This is a genomic window from Streptomyces sp. V4I8, assembly GCF_041261225.1.
Lineage (GTDB): Bacteria > Actinomycetota > Actinomycetes > Streptomycetales > Streptomycetaceae > Streptomyces.
Genome location: NZ_JBGCCN010000001.1, coordinates 8,622,828 through 8,641,906, shown reverse-complemented (window position 1 = coordinate 8,641,906; position 19,079 = coordinate 8,622,828). Strand labels below are relative to the sequence as shown.

Genomic DNA, 19,079 nt, shown 5'->3' with positions numbered 1-19,079 from the left:
CGTCAGGCTGCCTTTCGGGTCGACTGCACTTCGGCCGGGGGCGGCAGGAGCGCGGGGTAGGCGGCAGGGGCGGCGTGCAGCCACTTGGTGGTCTCCAGCGCGCCGCGGAAAGCGCGGTGGGTGCGCCGGTTACCGGGCATGGGCACGAGGGCGTGGGAGCGCTGGCGGAGGTTGAGGACGCCGGTGCGCTGTATGGCTGGGACCGGGCCGTCGGTGTCATCCGGTAGCCACACGCATTCGGCGAATCGCAGCGCGGCCAGCTGCATGGCGTTCTCGGGGTAGACCGACGAGGCGGGCCGCGTGGCAGATGTCTTGTAGTCGATCAGCCACAGCTGTTTCGTGCGCCGTCCCCGGATGCGGCGCCAGCCGGTGCGCAGCAGGGCCATCAGGTCGCCGGTGCCGGCATAGCCGAGACGGCGGTGAGCAAAGGTGATCTCGGCGGCGACGATGTCGTCTTCGAGGTCGACGCCCCACCGCTCCCAGAACAGGGTGAGCTGCCGGGCGTAGGGGTCGACTTCAGGGTCGGGCTCGAACGGGGCGCGGAGGGCCATCTTCTCGGCGCGCTTGTGGATGCGGGTGCCTAGATCGGCGGCCCTGTCGCGGGCGTCTCGGTGGACGGCCTTGATGTCCTTGAGGAGCTGCTCGCGGTCGTGCGGGGCTCGGCGCGCCACGTCGATGCGGTTGTCGACGCAGTACTCGGCGGTGAGCTTGACGGCCCATGGGACGAGCGCGAACTTCGCAACGCCCGCGGAAAGAACGTTCGTGACGGAGACCAGGTCGGGGCCGCCGGCCGGGTCGCGGTAGTAGCGCCCATTGTCGGTGTCGTAGGCGTGGCGGGGGTCGGTCATGCGACGCCGTCCAGCGGCATCGGGCGGGCGCACGGCTCGCACAGTCCGGCGGGGGTGTTGGGCCCGTCGTCCTTCTTGCAGCGGATGCATCGGCCGGCCGCCAGGTCCTGCAGCCGCTCGACGCCGTTCGGGTCGTAGTGGATGGCCGTGACCGCAGCTACGTACTCGGGGAATCCGGCGGCGAGCCGGCCGAGGTTGGTGGGGTCGGCCGTGCCCATCGCGGAAAGGAGCGCGGTGGTGAACGATCCAGCCTGGTAGCCGCCCTCGCGGCCGTAGTGGAACAGGACGTGTGCCGCGACGTCCGGCGGGATGGTGGGGCTGGTGGTGCTCATGTGGTCTCCAAATGGGTGTGCGGTTGGGCGGGCAGCCGCCCCAGGCCTGGGGGTGGGCGGGGCGGCTGCCCTGGGGTGGCGGCGCGGAGAGGAGGGCTCGACGCGTCCGCCGGCTATGGGGCTGTGGGTCAGGCGGCGGCTGGCTCGGCGGCTGCGGTTTCCTCACGCTTGGCGGCCAGCCAGGCGTCGAGTTCGCGGCGCAGTTCGAGGTCGGCACCCTCGCGACGGATCGGCATCTGCGCGCCGATGAAGTCGGCGGCAACGACGAGCGACAGGCGGCCCTCGCCGGTGGACCACATCTGGACGGGCTTCGGCAAGTTCTTCCAGGCACCGAAGAACTTGGGGTCCATAGCCGTCTGCACGCCGGCGGCCGGCTTCTCCAGGGCGGGCAGCAGGATCTTGCGCCAGTCGAGCGGTTCCTTGGCATAGGGGCTGAGGTCGACGGCGATGCGGTGCCCGCGCTCCCCGGACAGGATCAACTGGTCCTTCGTGCGCTCCAACTGGACAGTGTTGGCGTCGAGGAGCTTGACCGCGGCGGCCACCTCAGGCAGCTGCGTGCGGTGGACGATGGCGGACCACGGCTCGTCGTCGCCGCCCGTGACCTGGGTGCGGGCGACGGCAATCGTGAAGCGGTTGGTGGCCATGGCGTACAGATGGCGGCCGTCGTGGTCGAAGGTGATGCACTGAACGGCCTCGGCGTCGATCAGGTTCCCGACGTGCGGGCGGGTCTGTGCGACAAGGCGGCTGAGGGTGCGGTCGGCGATGGTGATCACGGCTGGGTCTCCTGGTCAGGCGGCGGCTTTGGCGGGGTCGCGGATGGGGACGACGGCGTACCGGTAGCCGTCCTCGTCGACCGGTTCGATGAGGGCCGGGGTGATGGGCGTGGTGAGGTTCAGGTGGACCTGGCCGGCGATGGGGGTGAGCCCGTCGGTGAGGAAGTCGGCGTTGATGGCCATCTCGAACTCGCTGTGGTCCCCGTCGTATTGGGCGTCGACGGTGATGCGGCTGGAGGCGTCACGGCCGGCGCGCAGGGTGACGTCGCTGCCGTTCGTGTTGATCCACAGGAGGGTTCCGTCGGACACGGTCATTGCCGCCTGCACGGCCGCCGCGAGTTCGCTGGCGTCGCCGGTGATGGTGCCGGTGAACTGGGTGGGAACCTGCGTGTCGACCTTGTGCGGGAACAGTCCGGGTTCGATCAGCAGGGTGGAGACGGCCCGGTTTTCGGTGATGAGTGCGGCGGTGCCCTCACCCTCTTCGGGCAGCGCGATCTGGAGGGCGCCGTCGAAGGTGCGGGCGTTGTCGGCCATCACCTTCGACGGCAGCACGCCCAAGCCCGCAGCCTCGCCGTCGCCGCGCCAGGGCAGCCAGGCGGTGGCGATGCGGAACCGGTCGGTGGCCGACAGCATCAACTGGTCCCCGACGACTCGCAGTCGGATCCCGGCCATCCCGGCGAATGAGCCGGACGCCTTGGGGTCGATGGCCCGGTGCACCCGCTGGTAGGCAGTCGCGAACTCGCCGCCGTCCACCGTGCCGTGCGTGCCTGGAAGGCCGGGCAGTGCCGGGTAGGTGTGCGGGTCGATACCGGGGATGTTGAACTCGGCGGCCGGGGTGGTGACGGTCAGGCTGTGGTCGCCGGCCAGGGTGACGTCGCTCTTACGCAGGCTTCCCGTGATGTCGGCGAGCATCTGCGCCGAAGCGACGATCACTCCGGGTTCTTCGACGTCGGCGGTGAGGGTGGCGTGGGCGGCGGTTGCGCCATCCCACACGCTGATCCGCAGCTGGTCGTCGCCAGCCTCCAATCGGGCGCCGAGCAGGACCGGGTTGGCGGCCTTGTTCGGGGCCTGCCGGGCCGCCCACTTGGCGGCGGCGGCAAGCTCGGCTTGAGGGGTCGTGGCGCGCATCAGGCCACGTCCTCGACGGTCTCGTCCGTCTCCTCAACGACCTCGTTGGTCGGCTCAGGCTGGGAGTATCCCTCGGTCTTCAGGTCGGCGAGGGGGAACAGGAAGGGCTGGTCCATTTCAATCTCCGTGGGATGCTGATGTCGGATCCCCAGGCGATGTCAGCGTCCGGGGCTTCTTGTTGGGCGCCGGCCGCGGCGGGAGGGTGCACCGCCGGGCCGACGGGTCAGGCGGTCGGCTCGGCCTGGTCCTTGACCCAGCCGGGCACGTGGTCCGGGCTGCGGCGGGCCTGCGGTGTCTGGTTGAGGGCGACGACCGGCCCTTCGGCGAACCGCTCCTGCAGGGTCCGCAGGTCGATCTCCTGGGTCTGCGCGGCTGCCGCCTCGGCGAGGACGCTGACCTCCAGGCGTCGTTCCAGGCGGGTGATCTGCGCTTCAAGGCCCCGCACGATCTCCCCGTGGCGTTCGTCGATGCGGGCGATGACCTCGGCGTGCTCGTGGTGCAGGTCGTCGAGCTGGACCACCAGGGTCTTGATGCGGAGGTCGGCCCAGGACTGCTTCAGCCGCAGCCGTTCCACCTCGTCGATGGCGCGGTGCTTGGGCTTGCGGGCCGGCCGGTCGAACAGGCCGAGGCGGATGGGCAGCAGGTCGGTGAGGGTGCTCACTGGCCCTCCCGGCTGGCTCGGATGCGCTCGATGACGAGCAGCAGGGGCAGCGGTGCGATGAGGACGAACGGCGCGAGGTAGATCACTGCTCGCCTCCTTTCAGGCGCTGGTTTTCGGCGGTTGCTGCGATCAGTTGGGCTTCGAGTGCGATGACCTCGGCCTGGCCGCGGACGATGGCGAGCCGCATCAGGTCGTTGGCGAGGCCGGCGATCGGCGACAGTCGCGTCGGCGGGGCGGTCACTGTGGGTCCCGGCGGGCGAGCCAGCGGGCGTTGGCCGCTGCCGCCTTGTAGACCAGGGCCACGTACAGGGCGACGATCGCGGCGGCGAGGACGGGGTTCACGCCGCCTCCTCGGTGAGTCGGTTGAGGTAGGCCTCGTAGGAGTCGACGGAGTCGTCGGGTTCGGGCGGCGTCCAGCCGAGCCAGGCGGCTATGCCGGGGACGACGATCGTCGGCGGCAGGGCTGCGAGGTCGATGGCGGCCATCACGCGGCCTGCTGTTCGTGCCTGCGCAGCCACTGGCGGCGCTGTTCATAGCGGGCGTGGACGCGGCAGACTCGTTCGACCATCTCGGTCGTGGTCCACGGCTTGGCACCTTGGGCGCGGCGGGCGAACTCGGCCTCGACGCGGGCGACCGCATCCTGCTCCAAGTCGGCCAACGGGCGGGGCTCAATGACGGTCGCCATGTCAGGCCACCGCCTCGGTGACGAGGGCGAGGTTGGGGGCGTAGCCGATGAGTTCGACGTGGGCGTCTGCGACGGTCGCGGCAGCCGACAGGACGAGCGTTGTGCCGCCGGACTGCGTGTTGTGGCGTACTGCCTCCGCGTCGATACCGAGGGCCTCGCGCCACGCCTCGAACCCGTCGAGGTCGCCGTGGACGGACAGGCTCAGGCGGTGCGGGTAGTGCGGTGACACGCCTACGTGGGGCGCCGGGAGGTTCGGGTGGTCGGCGAGCAGCAGGCGCATGAGCGCCATCGGGCGGGCCAGGTCAGCGAACGTCGTCATGACGCCTCCTTCGAAGCGTGGTAGGTGGGTTGGGCGGCCAGGCGGGCGGCCCACTCGGGGTAGTCGTTGTTGCTGGCGACGGCGGCGTGGGTTTCGATCAACCGGACGTCGAGGGCGTAGGCGATCCGGTCCGACTCGCACCACGCCGGGGCGGTCACCCGGGCGGCCAGCAGGCAGGCGATGGCCTTCTGCTCGGCCATGTGCGCCTCAACGTCGGCGCGCGGCACGTCCAGGCGGGAAAGGTCGACGGTCATGACGCCGCCCCCTCGGCCCGGAGCCGCCGGATCTCGCCGATCAGCCGGTCCCGCATGCGGGCCACGACGGCGGCAGCGTCCGCGTCCATCAGCTCGGTGAAGTCCAGCGCGGCGTAGTCGGCAAGCTCGGCATCCGACAGAGCGGTTGGACCAGCCGGCATCGGCAGGGCGCCGTACTCGGCGACGGCCTCGGGGAGGGAAGTGATCGGTTCGGTCATGTCGCACCGCCCTGCTCCGGCCAGGCGGGCAACTCGGTGATGAACTCGTCGGGCACCGTGGCCGCGACCAGCGTCACCATCTCGGTGTGGCCGATACGCGCCTCAAGCTCAGTGCTGTAGCGCTGGCAGTCCTGATCGGCCCAGTCGCCTTCGCCGAAGACCATCGTTTCGAAGAGGACGGGCTCTCCGCCGACGTGGTTATGGTCGAGACCGAGCCACACCGTGGACACCAGGTGGACTAGGGACCGGTCCTTCGAGGCGACCTCGGTCAGACCGACCCGCTTGTACTCGGCGTTTCCTAGAAGCTCGTTGGCCGTTGCGACGTCGATGGGGTTGCCGCCCCTGTCGTACCAGTTCATGCCGCACCGCCAGCAGCTTCGTGGCGGGCGCGGGTTTCGCGGTCAGCCATGACCGCGGACCAGAACGTGTAGAAGAGGCAGTCGAGCGCCTCCGCCTTCTCGTCCTCCGGCAGGGAGTCGAACGCGATCCGGCCGATCTCCTCGACCTCAAACCCCTCCGGGTGCGTGTCGCGGAGCATCTCCTCCGCCTCGTTCCACATCGCCTGGAACGGGGAGATGACGGGGACCGACGACGTGATGCGGTCGAACTCAGTCAGGTCGAATTGGCTCATCGGGCCACCGCCTGACCAGCGGCTGTGAGAGCAGCGGCGACGATGACCACGGCCGGGACGGTGCTATCGAAGGCGACCGACCAGGAGTTGTCAGGGGCGTCGATGCCGGAGTCCAGCTCGTCGTTGGTCTCGACCCACACCGCGCCGTTCGGCGCCACGCACTGGCCTCGGGAGTCCTCGCTCCAGCCTGCTGCGGCAGTGCATCACGGACGTCGTCGCGGTACTGCTCGCCGCCCTCGGCAGGGACGGGCAGGGCGCGCAATGCACGCGCCCCGGCGTTCGGGCCCTTGACCGGCACGTGGGGGTCGTCGCGCCGCGGCGTCCAGTGGCCTGCGGGCTTTGAGCATTGGCCACCGCCAATGAACTCGAAGTCACACAGCTCGGTGACGGGTGAGGTTCGATTGACCTCGGTGGCGGGTGGGATGATGTCAGGCAACGGTTCGCCCTTCTCTTCTGGATGGTGTGGGTGGATCGCGCGGCCTTGGCCGCGGCGCCCCTGCTGCCGGTGTGTCAGAGCCCGGCGGTGGGGGCTTTGCCGTCAAGCGGCGGCGCGGGCCGGCTTGCGGCGGGCGCCTTGAATGGGCACGGTGCGGGTCGCCCTGTGGTAGGCGTCGAGGTCTTCGCGGGTGACGACGATGACGCCGCCCGGAACGCGCTGGCTGCAGGGCAGGAGGCCGGCCTTGATGGCGCGTCGCACCGTGTCGTAGCTGCAGTGCAGGAGCCAGGCGGTTTCGCGCAGATTGAAGAAGGGCGCGTTGAGGTCCCGGGGCTCGGTGGGGGTCCGAGGGGACTGCTTCGTAGCCACTTCACTTCCTTTCTGGGGGGTCCACGTTGGGGGCGAGGAGTTCGGTCTCGGTCGCTTGCAGGGCGGCTCGGAGCGCCTGGTAGGGGCCAGGTCTCATGCGGGTGCGGACACCGCGCTCCACCTTTCGGAGGTAGTTGGCGGTGATGCCGACCAGGTCGGCGAGCTGCTGGACTTCCATCCCCGCGGACATGCGCTTGGTGCAGATAGCCGTCCCGTCCACCGTGTAGGTGGTTGGGGTTTGCGCCACACAGAGAACATACCCATAGATGCCCAACATGTCTAGGCATCTGTGAGCCCCTGTGTGCAGTTAATGCCCACACATGCCCATTGAGCTGCGTAAGTGTGGGATAGAGATTGGGCCGAAGTGCGGTCTAGTCCTGGCTGGTCCCCGCCAGTCCTGCCAAGATGAGGGCATGCCACCCGCCGAGAATCGCGACTACGAGTCGCTGGCGACGCTCGCCCGCCGCCGCCGAGCCGAGCTCGGCCTTGCCCTGAACGACAAGAACGCTGCAGCCGGCGGACTCTCCAACCGGACTTGGCAGCGCGTCGAGAAGGGTCTTCCGATCCGAGAGACCAACTACGTCAAGGTTGACGGCCTCCTGCGGTGGGCCCCCGGTAGCTGCCTCAGGGTTCTCGGGGGTAGCGAGCCGGCACTGGTGGAGGAGATGAGGGACCCAGCCGCCTCAGGTGTCCAGAAGTCGGCCATCCCGGACGAAGTCATCGAGAAGCAGGCGATCGAGACGGTGCAGTTGGCGCTGATCGCCACAGCCAAGGGCACGTCGGCCGAGGAGATTCGCGCGATGAGTGAACGCGCAGTGCACGATCTGCGGGAACGCGGCCTGATCTAGCCGAGGTTCAGCCGTTCGGCGTACAACCATTTGCTTTTACGGGTTTGTTACATCTTCTGCACGCATCACTTCAGTCCCAACCGGTCCCAACAGGTCTCAAACGTGGCAGAGTCGTGACACGTCCTCGGAGGCTTCCCTGACGGCGACTCATAGGGGGAGCCATGCTGCAAAGAGACGCACTCATAGTCGACCACGGGCCAAGCTTCACCGGATCAGCAGCCCGCACCGACACCGGGATCGTCTGTGTGGTTCCGAGCCAGACTCGCGGAAGACCTGAGGTAAAGGCCACGATGCGGGAGTTGGTGAGGGACCTTGGTGGTGAATGCGGTCACTGCCCGCACTGTCCTCTCGGACAGGCTGGCTGAGATCATGGTGAACACGGCGCTCCGGCGGTAGGGGTACCTGCCGGGCGGCCGTGCCACCACAGCAGCAAGGGGGCAACATGGCCAGACGCGCGCAGGACATCTACGTAGAGTGGCGGGGCGGCACCTGCCGCGTGAAGTGGTGGAACGGCGAGTACCACGACGACGGCCGTAAACGCTTCGAGTCCAAGGGCGGATTCACCGACGAGGATGAAGCCTTCCAGCACGGCCAGGACAAGCTGTACGAGATCCGCCACGGCACGCACGTCAAGAACCGCGACGGCGCGACCCTCATGTCCGACTGGCTTGACAGCTGGCTCGCCGGCCTGGACCACGCCCATCTGACGGAACGCAACTACCGGTCCATCGTCGAGACCCACATCCGCCCGTATTTCAAGAAACGGAACGCCGCGGTCGCCGACATCGACGTCATGGCCTACCGGGCATTCCGTAAGCACATCAACAGCGTGCTGAAGCCGAACACGGCGAAGAAGGTCATGACCATCCTCGGGATGATCCTCGATGACGCGGTGCCGAGGCTCATCAAGGTGTCCCCCGTCGAACGCACCCGACGCCGCGGCAAATACACGCGCAAGCCCAAGGAGCGTAAGCGGGACATGATGCCGGAAGCGGTCGAGCAGCTTGCGGTCAACGCCCGAACCTTGCTGGGTGAGCCGGGCTACGTGTTCATCTGGACGATGGCGATGACCGGGATGCGGCCCGCCGAGTTGTACGGGCTCACCCGCGAGTATTGCTATCCCAACTGGCCCGGCGCCGATCTGCGCCTGAACCCGGACGAGCAGGACCGCTACGAGGACGACCTGGAGCGGTACGGCAAGGGCGACGGGCTGATGCCGGCGATCCGTGTCGAGCGGCAGGTGCAGTACAAGGGCGGCTCGCTCACCTTCATGCCGCCAAAGTACGAGAGCTACCGCACGCTCGTGGTGCCTCAGTTCCTGGCCGGGATGCTGGAGAAGCTACTGGAAAGCCACGACAGCAAGTGGGTGTTCCCTGCCCTGGAGGGTGGCAGCCTCGGGGTGGTGAACTTCGACTACCGATGGTGGCGGCCGATGGCGGATGGCGCCGACGAGCGCAAGGCGAAGCAGGCCCGCTGGAACAGGCCCGCCATCCCTGCGGTGCCGTCGTTCGCCGGTAGGCGCCTGTACCTGCTGCGGCACGGGGCGAAGGCGTGGCTGGATGAGGACGGGCACAGTCGCTACGCGGTGGAGGCCCGGATGGGGCATGAGCTGCCGGGGGTCGAGGGGACGTACAGCAGCGTGACAGTGCCGATGGAGCAGGGCATCATGAAGACGTTGCAGGAGCGGTGGGAGCGTCTGCAGGAGAAGGCTGGGACTCAAGGCGCCTAGCTTCTTTCCCACTTGTTTCCCACTCAGGGGACTGGGGTCAAGGTTCGCGCAGGTCAGGGACGTCTGCGGGCCTGATCTATCGAGTACTACGACTTCTTCATCTACGGCAGCGCCGCCGCGCTGATCTTCCCCGAGGTCTTCTTCGACGAGTCCGACCCGGCGACCGCCACCCTGCTGTCGCTGGCCACGTTCGGTGTCGCGTACGCCGCCCGGCCGGTCGGCGCGCTGTTCCTCGGTCACTACGGCGACCGGCTGGGCCGTAAGAAGATCATGGTCTTCACGCTGATCCTGATGGGCGTGTCGACGTTCCTCATCGGCTGTCTGCCCACCCGTGACCAGGTCGGCACCCTCGCGCCCGTCCTGCTGGTGCTGTGCCGGGTGCTCCAGGGCATCTCGGCGGCCGGCGAGCAGGCCAGCGCCAACTCGATGACCCTGGAACACGCGCCACCGCACCGGCGCGGCTTCTTCACCAGCTTCACGCTGAGCGGCACCCAGGGCGGGCAGCTGCTGGCCACCCTGGTCTTCATCCCGGTCGCCGCGCTCCCGGAGGAGCAGCTGCTGTCGTGGGGCTGGCGGGTTCCGTTCTGGATGAGCATCGCGGTCGCCGTCGTCGGCTACGTCATCCGCCGCAAGCTGGACGAGACGCCGGCCTTCGAGCAGCAGGCCGCGAGCGAGGGCGTCGCCAAGATGCCGCTCGCGGTGCTGATGCGGGAGCACTGGGCGGATGTGCTGCGGGTGATCGGCGGTGCCCTGGTCGCCTCGGTCAGCACGATCTTCACCGTGTGGGCGCTGTCGTACGCCACGAGTGACTCGGTCGGGATGAGCAGGTCCTCGATGCTGTGGGTGGGCGCTCTCGCCAACCTGGTCGCGCTCGCCGCGATCCCGCTGTGGGCCACGCTGTCGGACCGCATCGGGCGCCGCCCGGTGTACCTGATCGGCGCGGCGGGCAGCGCGGTGACGATGTTCCTCTACCTGTGGGCGATCTCCACCGGCTCCTACCCGCTCGTCCTGCTGCTGGGCATCATCGCCTTCGGCGTGGTCTACAGCGCCGCGAACGGCGTGTGGCCCTCCTTCTACGGCGAGATGTTCTCCACCCGGGTCCGGCTGTCCGGCATGGCCATCGGCACGCAGATCGGCTTCGCGGTCGCCGGTTTCGCGGTCACCTTCGCCGCGCAGATCGCCGGCCCGGACGGCGACGACTGGTCCGCGGTGGCCCTCTTCACGGCGGCCCTGTGCGTGCCGCCGATCGTGGCCGCCCTCTCCGCCCGCGAGACCGCCAAGGTCCCGACCGAACAGCTCGGCGAACGGCCCTCCGACAAGAAGGCCCAGCGGGAGACGGTCGCGGCCTGATCCCCTCCCTGGATCCACTCGCTCCACCGGTTCCACTGGTCACTCAGGCCCCCTGACGCCGAGACAGCGCCGGGGCCTGAGTGATGACATGGGGCGGCGCTACGCGTTCGACCACGCCCTCCTGCACAGCACCAGCCGGTAGCCGTCCGGGTCCTCGATCGTGACGCCCCACTCGTTCCAGTACGGATTGGGCGACTGGACCCGCTTGCCGCCGTGCCGCTCCAGCCGGGCCACCAGGTCGTCCGGCACGGCACCGTCCACGTAGACGACGAGGAGGTCCTCCTCGGTCGGGCGGGGTTCGACCGGGTGGGCGGGCTCGTGGACGAGTTCCAGGTGCCAGCCGGCGTCCGGCCAGCCCAGCATCAACAGGTCGTGCTCGCCCGGTTCCGGGCCGCCCACCGCCCGCCATACGACAGCGAGTCCGAGCCCCTCGGCCCAGAACCGCTCCGCCGCGGCGAGGTCCCGGGACGGGCGGGCGATACGGATGTGGCTGCGGCCGTTGACCGGCATGTCGACCCCCCTGCGTCCGACGTCCTGATGAGCGTTGATCCACTCGGCAGCGTAGGCGGCTCGGATCCGCCGGAACCATCGGTCATCGGCCCTCGGCCCGGCGCCCTAGGCCCTGTCGGCCGCCACAGCCCCCGTTGACAGTTGACGTTTCACGCAAGAACATCGGCCAGATCGAACAGAAAAGAACAGCATGACCAGGCTTCGCGCGCACCGGCCGGATTCAGGGGCGGCCGGCGTGCGCGAACCTGACCTCCGCGCCCCGACTGCCGGACCGTACTTCCGCTCCTCAACGACGACTTCCGGCTCCCCCGGCCATGTCTCCACCTCACTCCGAGGTGATCAACCCCGGCGGCGGGCAGGAAAGGTGACGGATGGTCAGCCGCGATTGGCTCCCTTCGGGATGCCGTAGACCCGCTCCACGCGCAGCCGCAGCACCAGCCGACCGTCCCGGACCATCGCCGCCCGGAAGTCGTCCCAGTCGGGATGCTCGCCGAGGACGTCCCGATAGAGCCGGACGAGCTCCTCGACCGTGGCGTCGTACGGGCCATTCGCGACCGGCGACAGGTCTGCCGTGCCCTCGGCGACGGTGTACGCCCGTCGGTCGGAGCTCGTGACGTGGTACGACGCCCTGGGGTCCCGGCGCAGGTTGCGGGTCTTGGCGCGGTCGTCGGTGATCGAGACGCGGATGATCCGCTCGTCGGGGTAGTAGGCGTGGCCGACGTTCGACAGCTGCGGCCGGCCGTCGCGCTTGAGGGTGACCAGCACCCCGCCGTGGCCCTCGGAAAGCAGCCCGAGCAGTGCGTTCTGAGTGGCGTCCTGAGTCATGCCTGAATCAACCGTGCCGAGGAGTCCGCCCATTCCCCTCCGGCCCCTCGCCCACCCCCTTTCCGTAGACAGTGTCTACTCGATCATGGTAGACACTGTCTATGGAGGAATCGGAATCCGCGACCGGGCTGCGGGCCCGGCTCATCGACGTCGGCGTGGATCTAGTGGCCCACGAAGGCGTACAGGCGCTCACCCTGCGGGAGATCGCCCGCCGGGCGGGCGTCTCGCACGGGGCGCCGCGCCGCTACTTCCCCACTCATCTGGAGTTGCTGTCCGCCATCGCACGCCGCGGCTTCGAAGAGCTGGGGCGGCGGGCCACCATGGCCACCGTGGCCGCCGAGGGCGGTGCGGCGAGCCCGCGGGCGCAGGTGGCAGCGCTGGCGGGGATCTATCTGGAGTTCGCGCTGGGCAATCGCGGCATGTACGAGCTGATGTTCCGTCATGATCTGCTGGAGAGCGGCCATCTGGGCCTGCGGGACACCAGCCTGCCCCTCTTCGGTCGCATGGTGGACCTCGTCGGGCGGGTACGCCCCGACGCCGACGCCCGCCTCCTCGCGGGCGCGCTGTGGGCCAACCTGCACGGCATCGCACAGCTGTAGGGCTGGGGAAGTCTCCAACTCGCCACGGGTAGCGAGGACTTCGCACCATTGCTGCGGTCGGCCCTGGACGCGCACCTCGGGCCGGTGAGCGAGTGAACCCGCGGCTCACGCTCGCGAGCAGCGTCGTCGGGGCCGTGGTCGTCGCGCTCGACGGCACCGTCCTGACCATCGCCCAGCCCACCCTGCAAGGCGACCTGGACGCCTCCTTCGAACAGGTCCAGTGGACCAGCACCGGCTATCTCATCGCCGTGGCAAGCCTGTTGGTGTTCGCCGGGCGCCTCGGTGACCGGTACGGGCACCATCGCCTCTTCGGTATCGGCATGCTCGGCTTCGGGGCCGCCTCGGCCGGTATCGCTCTGGCGCCCGGTATCGGCTGGGTGGTCGGGCTGCGGGCCGTGCAGGGCGTGTTCGGTGCGCTGTTGCAGCCGGCCACGCTCGGGATGCTGCGGGCCGCGTTCCCGCCCGACCGCCTGCGGGCGCCGATCGCCGTACGGGCCGCCGCGATCGGAGTGGCGGCCGCCGCCGGGCCGGTGGTGGGAGGTGCGCTGGTGGCGGGGCCGGGCTGGCGGGCCGTATTCCTGCTGAATGTCGTCCCCGCCCTCGTCCTCGGCCTGCTCGCCCTCGCCGTACGGCCCCCGCACACGGCCCCTCCCGCCCGGCTCGACCTGCCCGGAGCGCTCCTGCTCGCGGTGACCCTGGCCTGTCTGGTCCACGCCCTCGTCGCGCTGCCGGGGTGGGCCCTGACCGCCGCGACCGCCGCGGTCACCGGCGTGGCCTTCGTCCGGCACGAGCGCCGTACCGCGAGCCCGCTCCTGCCGCCCGACGTCATCGGGTCGGCGGCCGTCGGCTCGGCGCTCGGCATGCTGGTGGCCGCGTCGGCGGCATTGTCGGGCACGCTGTTCGTCGGCACGTTCCTGTTGCAGGACACGCTCGGCCTGGACCCGTTCCGCAGCGCCCTGGTCAGCCTGCCGCTGGCCCTGCTGATGGTGGTGGCGGCGCCCGCCTGCGCGGTGCTGCTGCGCCGGGCCGGGGCCCGCCGGACGACGGTGGCGGCGATGGCGGTCCTGGCGCTCGGGATCCTGGTCCTCTCCCGCGCGTCGGCCGTTCCTGTGCTGTGCGCCGGGTTCGCCCTGGTGGGGGCGGGGTTCGGCACGGTGATGGTGGCGGCGACCCATGTCGTCGTACGGGAGGCCGCCGTCGGGTCGGCCGGTGTGGCGGGCGGGCTGCAGCAGACCGCGATGAACGTCGGGCCGGTACTGGGCGTGGCCGCCGCGACCGCCCTCATGGGGGCGCGTGGCGGCTCCGGGCTGCCGCTCGGTGTCTTCGCCGTGCTTGCCCTGGCCGGTGTGGCCCTGGGCCGGTGGCTGCCGGGACGGCATGCCGCGCCGAACGACGATCATGGCCAATCGACGGACCGTACACGTGTTCCTGCGCGACGATGAGATCAGAGGCCGTTCCGTCGGGGTATGCCGGAGCGCACCCTCGTCGTACGTATTCGGAGGAGAACGATGGCACTGCTGACACAAGAGGTCGACCCGGGTGAGGTCGGGCTGGACGCGAAGGCACTGGACCGCCTCGACCAGCACCTGGCCCACTATGTCGACGAGGGGCGGATACCCGGCTACCTGGTGTCCGTCGCCCGCGGTGGACGCGTCGCCCACCTCACCACGCACGGCCACCGGGACCTCGCGGCGGGGCTGCCCGTCGAGACCGACACGCTGTGGCGGATCTACTCCATGACCAAGCCCGTCACCTCGGTGGCCGCGCTGCTGCTGGTGGAGGAGGGCAAGCTGTCGCTCGACGACCCGGTCGGCCGCCATCTGCCCGCCTTCGCCGAGCCCCGGGTGTACGTCAGCGGATCGGGCACCGACACGGTGACCCGCCCCGCCGAGGGCCCGATGACCGTCCGGCACCTGATGACCCACACCGCCGGACTGACCTTCGCCTTCTACCACACGCACCCCGTCGACGCCCTCTACCGCGACGCCAACCTGGAGTCGGCCGTGCTGCCCGGCTCCGACCTGGCCAGGACGGTCGACGTGTACGCGAGCCTGCCGCTGCAGTTCGAGCCGGGGACGCAGTGGAACTACTCGGTCGCCACCAACGTGCTGGGCCGGGTCATCGAGGTGGTGTCCGGGCAGCCGCTCGACGCGTTCTTCGCCGAGCGGATCTTCGGGCCGCTCGGGATGACCGACGCCGGGTTCTGCGTGAGCGACGAACAGGCGGACAGGCTCGCGGAGTTGTACGGCGAGACCGACAGCGGCGGCATCGAGCCGATCCCCGGTCTCCCGCTGCGCGGCCGGCCCCGCTTCCTGTCCGGCAGCGGCGGCATGGCCGCCTCCGCGCACGACGTCCACCGCTTCATGGAACTGCTGCGCCGCCGCGGCGAACTCGACGGCACCCGGCTGCTGGCCCCCGGGACCGTGGACCTGATGACGTCCAACCACCTGCCCGGCGGCGCCGATCTGCGCGCCTTCGGCAGCCGCCCCGCCCATGACGAGCCCGGCAACGACGGCATCGGCTTCGGTCTCGGCGTCTCCGTGGTGATCGACCCGACGCGCACGAAGGCCCCGGCCGTGCTCGGCGCCTACGGCTGGAGCGGCGTGGCGACCACCACGTTCTGGGTCGACCCGCGCCATGACCTGACGGTGCAGTTCATGACGCAGGTGCGGCCGAAGTCCTCGCACACGCTGTTCCACGACCTCAAGCGGTTCGTGAACGAGGCCGTCACGGAGGCCTGATCCCCCTCGCGGCACAACCCGGCGGAGCGCCTCGTCAGGACAGGTGCGCGACCGCGTCCAGATGGGGCAGATGGTGGTCGAGGCGCTCCCGCTTGGTGCGCAGATAGGTGATGTTGTTCTCGCACGGCGGGATCAGCAGCGGTACCTGCTCGGCCACCTGGATGCCGTGCCGCACCAACGCCTCGCGCTTGCGCGGGTTGTTCGACATCAGGCGGACGCTCGCCACGCCCAGGTCGTGCAGGATCTCGGCGGCGACCCCGTAGTCGCGGGCGTCCACCGGCAGGCCGAGCGCCAGGTTGGCCTCCACGGTGTCCAGGCCCTCCGCCTGCAGGGCCATCGCCCGCAGCTTGCCGAGCAGACCGATGCCGCGGCCCTCGTGGCCCCGCAGGTAGACGACGATGCCGCTGCCCTCGGCGACGACGGCACGCAGCGCGGAGGCGAGCTGGTCGCCGCACTCGCAGTGCTGGGAACCGAAGGCGTCGCCGGTCAGGCACTCGGAGTGCAGCCGGGTGAGAACGTCGTCCGTGCCTATCTCGCCGTACACCAGGGCCACTTGCTCGTCACCGCGGTCGTGGTCGAGGTAGCCGATCGCGCGGAATTCCCCGTACACGGTGGGCAGCGGGGCATTCACCACGCGTTCCACGCCGGAACGCTGCGTCCGCTGTCCGGACTTCTTGCCGAGTACGCCAATTTTTTCTGTCATGATTCTTCAGTTCCTAAGCAGAGACGAAGGGCCGTGAAAAGATGAGTGGTTCACAAACGCGGCCGGCGGCACACTCGCTGGTGCCGGCGGACACCACCGAAGACGTACGGACGCGAGGAGCGGGCGTTTCACGACAGGTCGCGGTCCTTCCGGTGGGAAGCTTCGAGCAGCACGGCGCGTTCCTTCCACTGGCGACCGACACGCTCGTGGCCTGCGCAATCGCGCGCGAGATAGCCGCGGCGCACCCGGTGCACCTCCTTCCGCCGGTGACCATCTCCTGCTCGCACGAGCACGCGGCCTGGCCGGGGACCGTCAGCATCTCCTCCGTGACCCTTCATGCGGTGATACGGGACATAGCGGATTCGCTCCGCCGTTCGGGCGTCGACGCGTTGGTGCTGGTCAACGGTCACGGCGGAAACTACGTACTGGGCAACGTCGTTCAGGAGTCCTGCGCGCGCGGCGAGCGGATGGCACTGTTCCCGGCCCCGGAGGACTGGGAGGCGGCACGGGAGCGGGCGGGGGTGGAGACCTCGCTGCTCACCGACATGCACGCGGGGGAAATTGAGACCTCCATCCTTCTGCACACTCATCCCGAATTGATCCGACCCGGTTATGAGACTTCCGATTTCGTATCGGACGACCGCCGTCATCTGCTCACCCTCGGTATGTCCGGCTATACCGATTCGGGCGTCATCGGCCGCCCTTCGCTGGGTTCCGCGGAAAAGGGGAAGCGGCTGCTGGCGAGCCTCGCGGATTCCTTCGGCGCGTATGTGTCACTGCTGACCTCCGCGGACGATTCCGTTCGGGACACGGGAGACGCACGAAAATAGCGGCTGGGTTCCGGGTCCGCCATGGTCACGACGGACCCGGAGTCCGCGCGCAGGCCGGTGTACCAGCGGGCGACGAGGACCAGGGCGCCGGGCAGGGCGGCCACGAAGCTGAGGACGCCGTACACGACGGCGACGGCCAGGCCGGTGTCGGCGCCCAGCCCCGCGGCGGCGAACGCCCAGGCGGTGACGCCCTCCCGGGGGCCGAAGCCGCCGATGTTCAGGGGCAGGCCCATGGCGAGCAGGGCCAGGACGGCGAGCGGCAGCAGGACGGCCACGGAGGCGGCGGACCCGGCGATCCGCGCGGCGACCACGAACATCGCGAGGTGGCCGGCGAGGACGACGACGGAGGAGACGGCGACCCCGGGGCCGTTGCGGCGGGACAGCAGGGCTTCGCGCGCCTCACCAAGGGTCGTGCGCAGGGCGGTCGGGTTCGTCCGGTCGCGGCGGGACGGCGCGCGGTTCATGCGTACGGCGGCCACGACGGCGAGCGCGCCCACGGCGGCGAACAGGATGAGCGGGGTGAGGTCGCGGGCCTCGTTCAGCACCGGTGACGGCATCGTCAGCAGTACGACGGCGCCGACGACCGCGAGGGCCACCTGACCCGCCGTCCGCTCCAGTACGACCGCACGGACACCGCGGCCCATGTCACCGGCGCTCTGCCCGTGCCGCACCGCCCGGTGCACATCGCCGATGACGCCGCCCGGGAGGGCCGCGTTCAGGAACAGGGCGCGGTAGTAGTCGGCGACGGCCGCCCCGAGCGGCAGCCGGATCCGCAGGCCCCTGGCCACCAACTGCCAACGCCACGCGCTGAACACGGTGGTGGCGGCCCCGATCCCGAGCGCCACGACCAGCGCCGTCGCGTCGATCCGCCGCAGCCCGTCGAGGAAGACGCCGGTACCGAGCCGCCAGAACAGCACGACGAGGATCGCGACACCGACGGCCGTGCCCAGGTGGGTGCGGACGGTGGGGGTGTTGAGGCGGGACAGCAGGGCGCGGAAGAAACGGCGCGGACGGCGGGCACGTGGCGCCTCGGGATCGACGGCTTCGGCTTCCGGGCGGGGCTCGGTGACGACGACTCCGATACGGGAGGAGGAGACGGCCACGGCGGTGGGGACGGGGGCAGGCGCGGCGGTGGGGGCGGGCGCGAGGGTGGGGGCGGGGGCGGCCGTACGTACCGCCGAAGCCTCGGCCGCGCGCCGCGTGACGCGCAGCCTGGCCACCGTCTCCACGCTCATGACGCTCCGCCCGTCGGCCGGCACAGTGCGAGCAGGTCGCTGTGGTGGACCACGACGCGCAGCTCGCCGGCCTGGCAGGCGGCAAGGCGTTCGGACAGGTAGCGGTCGGCGCGCTCACGGAGTTCGGGGCGTTCCTCGACCGCCGCGCCGACCCAACCGCGCAGCCACTGCGCGGTGAGCGCCGACTCGTCGGGGCCGAGACGCCACGGGCTCGGGTGCACCTGTACGGTCGCGCCGTGCTCGGCGAACGCCTCGGCCGCCGCCGTGACCGCGTCCGGGCCCAGCAGGCCCGAGCGGCGCTGGTGGGCGTTGAAGGCCTCGGCGATCTCCGTGTCCAGCGGGTCGGACGGGGTGAGTTCGACGCGGCCGGCGACGGAGAGCGTCAACAGCGCCGGGCAGCCCACGCCCGCACAGGCGGCGGCGAGGGTGTCGATCTCCTCGCGGGTGAGGACGTCGAGCAGCGCGGAGGCCGTCACCAGCGAGGCGCCGTCGAGGGCGTCCGCGGTGAGACGGCCGATGTCGCCGCGGCGCGTCTCGACGGTGACGCGGCTGCCGTCGGCGGAGGAGCGCGGGGAGGCCACGGCGGCGAAGTGCAGGAGGTAGGGGTCGCGGTCGTGCAGGACCCAGTGCTGGGGGCCGTCGAGGTGGGGCGCGAGCCAACGGCCCATGGAGCCGGTGCCGCAGCCCACGTCGTGGATGACCAGTCCGGCGCGTCCGGGCAGGTTGGCGAGCCGGATCCGCAGCGGATCGAGCAGGTCATGGGCCCGCGCGGCGGCATCGGCGCCTTCGCGCAGCTCCAGCCACTCGGGGGCGTAGCGGGCCGGGTCGTCGGGCCCCGCGTCCCGGAGGCGTACGGTGGCCCGCTCCCCGGGACGGTAGCTGGGGCCGGCCCCGAGAATCACGGCGTCCGCGTCGGACCCCGTCGGTACGGATACGCCGCTCATGTCATCCTCCGCCGAAACGATCCCGCTCTGTGGCCCGGGCTGCTGCGCCGGAGCCGACGCGTCCGTCGCGTCCGCCGCGTCCCTCGGTCCCGGTTGGGCCGGAATCGTCCC

At 70.2% G+C, this 19,079-nt stretch carries 25 protein-coding genes and 3 pseudogenes; 7 read left to right on the top strand and 21 right to left on the bottom strand.

The genetic code is table 11. The features are described 5' to 3' along the window. Positions 1-2 precede the first annotated feature (2 nt). The 16 genes from ABIE67_RS39220 to ABIE67_RS39145 form a co-directional block, all read right to left on the bottom strand. Positions 3-848, bottom strand: a complete 846-nt coding sequence (locus ABIE67_RS39220; RefSeq protein WP_370266325.1) for a hypothetical protein — start codon at positions 846-848, stop codon at positions 3-5. Beyond that, complete coding sequence (locus ABIE67_RS39215; protein WP_370266324.1) at positions 845-1,180, bottom strand: hypothetical protein; 336 nt, start codon at positions 1,178-1,180, stop codon at positions 845-847. The genes ABIE67_RS39220 and ABIE67_RS39215 overlap by 4 nt, the downstream gene beginning before the upstream one ends. A gap of 128 nt (positions 1,181-1,308) precedes the next feature. Then, entirely contained in the window at positions 1,309-1,953 is a 645-nt protein-coding gene (locus tag ABIE67_RS39210) for a hypothetical protein (protein ID WP_370266323.1), read from the bottom strand. A gap of 15 nt (positions 1,954-1,968) precedes the next feature. After that, positions 1,969-3,081, bottom strand: coding sequence for a hypothetical protein (locus ABIE67_RS39205; RefSeq protein ID WP_370266322.1), 1,113 nt, complete (start codon positions 3,079-3,081; stop codon positions 1,969-1,971). 223 nt (positions 3,082-3,304) lie between these two features. Further along, positions 3,305-3,742 (bottom strand): hypothetical protein, encoded by a 438-nt coding sequence (locus ABIE67_RS39200; protein ID WP_370266321.1) that lies wholly within the window; start codon positions 3,740-3,742, stop codon positions 3,305-3,307. Between the two features lie 82 nt (positions 3,743-3,824). After that, positions 3,825-3,983 (bottom strand): hypothetical protein, encoded by a 159-nt coding sequence (locus tag ABIE67_RS39195; RefSeq protein ID WP_370266320.1) that lies wholly within the window; start codon positions 3,981-3,983, stop codon positions 3,825-3,827. A 97-nt stretch (positions 3,984-4,080) separates the two neighbouring features. After that, positions 4,081-4,227, bottom strand: coding sequence for a hypothetical protein (locus ABIE67_RS39190; RefSeq protein WP_370266319.1), 147 nt, complete (start codon positions 4,225-4,227; stop codon positions 4,081-4,083). Beyond that, positions 4,227-4,427, bottom strand: coding sequence for a hypothetical protein (locus ABIE67_RS39185; RefSeq protein WP_370266318.1), 201 nt, complete (start codon positions 4,425-4,427; stop codon positions 4,227-4,229). Before ABIE67_RS39185 ends, ABIE67_RS39190 begins: the two co-directional genes overlap by 1 nt. A gap of 1 nt (position 4,428) precedes the next feature. Next, on the bottom strand, positions 4,429-4,746 hold the full coding sequence (locus ABIE67_RS39180) for a hypothetical protein (protein ID WP_370266317.1): 318 nt from the start codon (positions 4,744-4,746) through the stop codon (positions 4,429-4,431). Further along, the gene (locus ABIE67_RS39175; protein ID WP_370266316.1) at positions 4,743-5,000 is read right to left on the bottom strand and encodes a hypothetical protein; all 258 of its coding nucleotides are present in this window, start codon (positions 4,998-5,000) and stop codon (positions 4,743-4,745) included. The genes ABIE67_RS39180 and ABIE67_RS39175 overlap by 4 nt, the downstream gene beginning before the upstream one ends. Beyond that, positions 4,997-5,218 carry a hypothetical protein gene (locus ABIE67_RS39170; protein WP_370266315.1) on the bottom strand — a complete coding sequence of 74 codons (222 nt, stop codon included), beginning with the start codon at positions 5,216-5,218 and terminating at the stop codon, positions 4,997-4,999. Before ABIE67_RS39170 ends, ABIE67_RS39175 begins: the two co-directional genes overlap by 4 nt. Beyond that, on the bottom strand, positions 5,215-5,577 hold the full coding sequence (locus ABIE67_RS39165; RefSeq protein ID WP_370266314.1) for a hypothetical protein: 363 nt from the start codon (positions 5,575-5,577) through the stop codon (positions 5,215-5,217). Before ABIE67_RS39165 ends, ABIE67_RS39170 begins: the two co-directional genes overlap by 4 nt. Then, positions 5,574-5,849, bottom strand: a complete 276-nt coding sequence (locus ABIE67_RS39160; RefSeq protein WP_370266313.1) for a hypothetical protein — start codon at positions 5,847-5,849, stop codon at positions 5,574-5,576. The genes ABIE67_RS39165 and ABIE67_RS39160 overlap by 4 nt, the downstream gene beginning before the upstream one ends. Next, complete coding sequence (locus ABIE67_RS39155) at positions 5,846-6,007, bottom strand: hypothetical protein (RefSeq protein WP_370266312.1); 162 nt, start codon at positions 6,005-6,007, stop codon at positions 5,846-5,848. The genes ABIE67_RS39160 and ABIE67_RS39155 overlap by 4 nt, the downstream gene beginning before the upstream one ends. A 380-nt stretch (positions 6,008-6,387) precedes the next feature. Beyond that, positions 6,388-6,654, bottom strand: a complete 267-nt coding sequence (locus ABIE67_RS39150; RefSeq protein ID WP_370266311.1) for a helix-turn-helix domain-containing protein — start codon at positions 6,652-6,654, stop codon at positions 6,388-6,390. A gap of 1 nt (position 6,655) precedes the next feature. Continuing rightward, entirely contained in the window at positions 6,656-6,901 is a 246-nt protein-coding gene (locus tag ABIE67_RS39145; RefSeq protein WP_370266310.1) for a multiprotein-bridging factor 1 family protein, read from the bottom strand. A 166-nt stretch (positions 6,902-7,067) separates the two neighbouring features. Here ABIE67_RS39145 and ABIE67_RS39140 point away from each other — a divergent pair, with 166 nt between their 5' ends. From ABIE67_RS39140 to ABIE67_RS39130, 3 genes and pseudogenes are all read left to right on the top strand, one after another. Next, a complete protein-coding gene (locus ABIE67_RS39140) occupies positions 7,068-7,502 on the top strand; it encodes a hypothetical protein (RefSeq protein WP_370266309.1) in 435 nt (144 codons plus the stop codon). A gap of 442 nt (positions 7,503-7,944) precedes the next feature. Next, positions 7,945-9,231 carry a tyrosine-type recombinase/integrase gene (locus tag ABIE67_RS39135; RefSeq protein ID WP_370266308.1) on the top strand — a complete coding sequence of 429 codons (1,287 nt, stop codon included), beginning with the start codon at positions 7,945-7,947 and terminating at the stop codon, positions 9,229-9,231. Between the two features lie 75 nt (positions 9,232-9,306). Further along, positions 9,307-10,581 (top strand): annotated as a pseudogene (locus tag ABIE67_RS39130) (MFS transporter); the annotation flags it as partial. Between the two features lie 99 nt (positions 10,582-10,680). Here the strand turns inward: ABIE67_RS39130 and ABIE67_RS39125 are convergent. After that, positions 10,681-11,091, bottom strand: a complete 411-nt coding sequence (locus ABIE67_RS39125) for a VOC family protein (protein ID WP_370266307.1) — start codon at positions 11,089-11,091, stop codon at positions 10,681-10,683. A gap of 375 nt (positions 11,092-11,466) precedes the next feature. Beyond that, positions 11,467-11,916, bottom strand: a complete 450-nt coding sequence (locus ABIE67_RS39120) for a PPOX class F420-dependent oxidoreductase (RefSeq protein WP_370266306.1) — start codon at positions 11,914-11,916, stop codon at positions 11,467-11,469. 101 nt (positions 11,917-12,017) lie between these two features. Here ABIE67_RS39120 and ABIE67_RS39115 point away from each other — a divergent pair. The 3 genes and pseudogenes from ABIE67_RS39115 (at position 12,018) to ABIE67_RS39105 (ending at position 15,256) form a co-directional block, all read left to right on the top strand. Further along, positions 12,018-12,611, top strand: a pseudogene (locus ABIE67_RS39115) (TetR/AcrR family transcriptional regulator). After that, positions 12,608-13,957: an MFS transporter gene (locus ABIE67_RS39110; protein ID WP_370266305.1), complete on the top strand. Its 1,350-nt coding sequence runs from the start codon at positions 12,608-12,610 to the stop codon at positions 13,955-13,957. Before ABIE67_RS39115 ends, ABIE67_RS39110 begins: the two are co-directional and overlap by 4 nt. A 66-nt stretch (positions 13,958-14,023) precedes the next feature. Beyond that, the gene (locus tag ABIE67_RS39105) at positions 14,024-15,256 is read left to right on the top strand and encodes a serine hydrolase domain-containing protein (RefSeq protein WP_370266304.1); all 1,233 of its coding nucleotides are present in this window, start codon (positions 14,024-14,026) and stop codon (positions 15,254-15,256) included. 34 nt (positions 15,257-15,290) lie between these two features. On the opposite strand, the gene ribA is transcribed toward ABIE67_RS39105, so the two are convergent. Further along, positions 15,291-15,959, bottom strand: a complete 669-nt coding sequence (gene ribA, locus ABIE67_RS39100; protein ID WP_370266303.1) for a GTP cyclohydrolase II — start codon at positions 15,957-15,959, stop codon at positions 15,291-15,293. 41 nt (positions 15,960-16,000) lie between these two features. On the opposite strand from ribA, the gene ABIE67_RS39095 reads away from it, so the two are divergent. Then, positions 16,001-16,789 carry a creatininase family protein gene (locus ABIE67_RS39095; RefSeq protein WP_370266302.1) on the top strand — a complete coding sequence of 263 codons (789 nt, stop codon included), beginning with the start codon at positions 16,001-16,003 and terminating at the stop codon, positions 16,787-16,789. A gap of 146 nt (positions 16,790-16,935) precedes the next feature. Here the strand turns inward: ABIE67_RS39095 and ABIE67_RS39090 are convergent. Both ABIE67_RS39090 and ABIE67_RS39085 read right to left on the bottom strand, forming a co-directional pair. Continuing rightward, positions 16,936-18,024 (bottom strand): annotated as a pseudogene (locus tag ABIE67_RS39090) (lysylphosphatidylglycerol synthase transmembrane domain-containing protein); the annotation flags it as partial. Then, positions 18,021-18,968 carry a class I SAM-dependent methyltransferase gene (locus ABIE67_RS39085; RefSeq protein WP_370266301.1) on the bottom strand — a complete coding sequence of 316 codons (948 nt, stop codon included), beginning with the start codon at positions 18,966-18,968 and terminating at the stop codon, positions 18,021-18,023. The gene ABIE67_RS39085 and the pseudogene ABIE67_RS39090, both read right to left, overlap by 4 nt. Between the last annotated feature and the right edge of the window lie 111 nt (positions 18,969-19,079).